The sequence below is a fragment of the Citrobacter amalonaticus genome (genome assembly GCF_018252635.1).
GTDB classification, from domain to species: domain Bacteria; phylum Pseudomonadota; class Gammaproteobacteria; order Enterobacterales; family Enterobacteriaceae; genus Citrobacter_A; species Citrobacter_A amalonaticus_E.
On record NZ_JAGTXM010000014.1, the window covers coordinates 1 to 3,062 of the forward strand.

A 3,062-nucleotide genomic window follows, 5' to 3' on the forward strand; every position below is an offset into this window, starting at 1 on the left:
ATCTCCAGGGCCATCACGCCATGGATGACGGTAAAGACCGCACCTTCCAGCCGTTCATCGAAGCCAACTGGATCTACAACACCAGCAGCTACAGCGTGAAGATGGATGACATCAGCAATGAGGTCAAAGGCGCACGTAACGTCGGCGAACTGAAAGCAGGCGTTGAAGGGAAGATTACCGACCGTCTGCAACTGTGGGGCAACGTTGCCCAACAGATCGGTGACAACGGCTACAGCGATACTCAGGGAATGTTAGGCATCAAATATAGCTTCTGATAGCCCAGACAAATAAATGTCCTGCGAAGGCTGGACATTTATTTCCTTTATTACAAATAAAAAAGTCGTTAATTTCATGGAGAGTTATAAATGACAAATATAAAATGGAAATGTCTTGTACCTGTCGTGGTGGGCGGTTCGTTTCTCGCCTCACCGTTTGTATTCTCGGCCGAACTGGAAGATAAGACCTTCACCAGTTCAATTACGACAATTAGCAGCGGAACCCACACCGTCAGTCTGGGCAATGTGACCTTCGACGCCAGCGGTTACACCGGTATTACCAACAATCAACATGCATTCATCAACACGACCAACGGCGCGGTAAATATTAATATCAGCAACGGTAACACTTTCACGCTAAAAGGTTTTAATAATAATGCGGCGGATGAACGCGCAACATTATACGCCTATAAACGCGGTACGCTCAGCGGCGCAATGACCTTCACTGGTGGGAATATTGTGGTCAGCAACGAAGTGACCAATAGCTCGACCGATATCTACGGATTATTTGCCGGACCGGGCGGGAAATTCGATTTTAAAAGTGACGGTGATAATAAAGTCAATTTAACAGTACTGATGCCACAAGCAGGAAATATAAACACCCATCGCTGGGGAATAGGTTTGTATAACGGCGATCTCTCTTTTGATGGCGGGGAGTTTGTTATTAATGTTGACGGCGATCCGGGGGATAACTCGATTGATCGCCGGGTGGGTATGGTTCTTTCGGCCGGCAGTAATGTGGATGTCAAAGCCGACCGAATCGCCATCGATGCCAATGAACTGGCATTAATGTTTGCTGCCAGAGCCGGTTCGACCGCTAACCCAACGGTCTATGATGTGGATAACACTGCCAAATTTGAGGCCGACTACATCACCCTCAAAGGCAGTCAGGGGATTCTGTCAGCGATGTCCTCGTCAACTTACGGCGTCAGAAACAGCGTTGAATTCACCGGGCTTACCCAAATCGAAGCGCTGGCTCGCGGGGATGAAAATAATATCTTCGGTGAAATTGGCGGCGGACGGGCGATTGACGTGATGGCGACGGATATTACCTTCAACAGCAATGCAATTATTGTTGGGGAAAACCTGACGTACTTAGGCACACGTCCGGGCTATCAACACCCGTATGAGGGGTGGATCGACCCATACTGGCTGCGAACAGTCTCTTTAACCGATCGGTCAAAACTGGTCGCTCATGGGAATTTATCGCTCAGCAGTAACGGTGGTTATTACAACACCGGCTTGTACCTGTGGAAAAGCGAGGCGGAACTGAATGGAAAGACTCTCATTACGATGCAAAATGGCGTTGATACCACGCGCGCAATATATGCTTGGGATGGTGGTAGCGGAACGACGAAAGCAACATTCAATGATGATTTAGCCATTTCACTGGCCGATAGCGATGCCAGCTATGTCGCCGGGATTGAAGCCGGTGCAGGCGGTAAAGTGGAGGTGAAAAAAGGGCTGTTCCTGAATGATAAGCATGATGCCACATGGTCGCTGATTTCTTATGGGGCGAATAGCCAGATTGACGTTAACTCGTCAGAAACCGGTACCGTGCAGGTGTCGGGAGATATTGGCGCAATTAACGACGGCGGCATCAGTATGGTCCTGAATAATGCGAATTCATACCTTACCGCCACCAGCTATACCGCCACCTCAAGTTCCACCAGCAACGGTATCGTCAATCTGGATCTCTCCAGGGGGGCGGTGTGGAATATGACAGGCAGTTCTCACGTTACCGATATTACCCTCGAGGGTGGGATCGTGAATTACCTGCCGCCTGAAAGTAACGGCATATTTAAAACGCTGACCGTCGAAGGCAATTTCTACGGTGGCGGGACCCTGAATATTAACACCTCCTTAGGCGGCGATGATTCTCCAACAGATAAACTGATTGTTGAAGGCGACACGTCCGGTAATACACTGGTTGCGGTGAATAATATCGGCGGTACGGGCGCGCAAACGGTGAACGGTATTGAGATTGTCGAAGTGTACGGCGATTCTGCGGGTACTTTTGCCAAAGCCGGACGTATTGTCGCGGGGGCTTATGACTATGATGTGGTGAAAAAAGGCAGCAACTGGTATCTGACGAACACCTTTATTACAGATCCAGTGCCGGATCCTATTCCTGATCCCGGCCCTACACCTGACCCAACGCCACAGCCGGAAGGAGAGAAAACCTATCGCCCGGAATCCGGCAGCTATCTGGCGAACATCCTTGCCGCCAACACGCTGTTCAACACCCGTCTTCACGATCGTCTGGGTGAAACCCAGTACACCGACGCGTTAACCGGCGAGCAGAAGGTCACCAGCCTGTGGATGCGCCACATAGGCGGACATAACCGCTTCAGGGACGGTTCCGGGCAAATCAGCACCCAGAGCAACCGCTATGTGATGCAACTGGGCGGTGATATCGCGCAATGGAGCACCGACGGCCTGGATCGCTGGCACCTGGGCCTGATGGCCGGTTACGCCAACAGCAAGAGCCGCAGCCACTCCAGCCTGACCGGCTACACATCACGCGGGGAGATCAGCGGCTACAGCGCCGGTCTGTACGGCACCTGGTATGCCAACGACGCCGATAAAACCGGCGCTTATGTCGATGGCTGGATGCTCTACAACTGGTTTGACAACACCGTGTCCGGCCAGGGACTGGCGTCTGAAAAGTATGACTCGGACGGTATCACCGCCTCGCTGGAAGCCGGTTACACCTTCCGTCTCACAGAGAGCAGCAACGGTCGGGACAGCTACTGGCTGCAACCTAAAGTCCAGGTGACCTGGATG

At 51.6% G+C, this 3,062-nt stretch carries 2 protein-coding genes; both read left to right on the forward strand.

Features of this window, described 5'->3' with window-relative positions; all coding sequences use genetic code 11:
• Positions 1–275 (forward strand): autotransporter outer membrane beta-barrel domain-containing protein (locus KE671_RS22480; RefSeq protein ID WP_211986804.1); only part of this gene is annotated, 275 nt, incomplete at its 5' end.
• A 90-nt stretch (positions 276–365) separates the two neighbouring features.
• A partial coding sequence (locus tag KE671_RS22485; RefSeq protein WP_241029995.1) for an autotransporter outer membrane beta-barrel domain-containing protein occupies positions 366–3,062 on the forward strand: 2,697 nt, incomplete at its 3' end.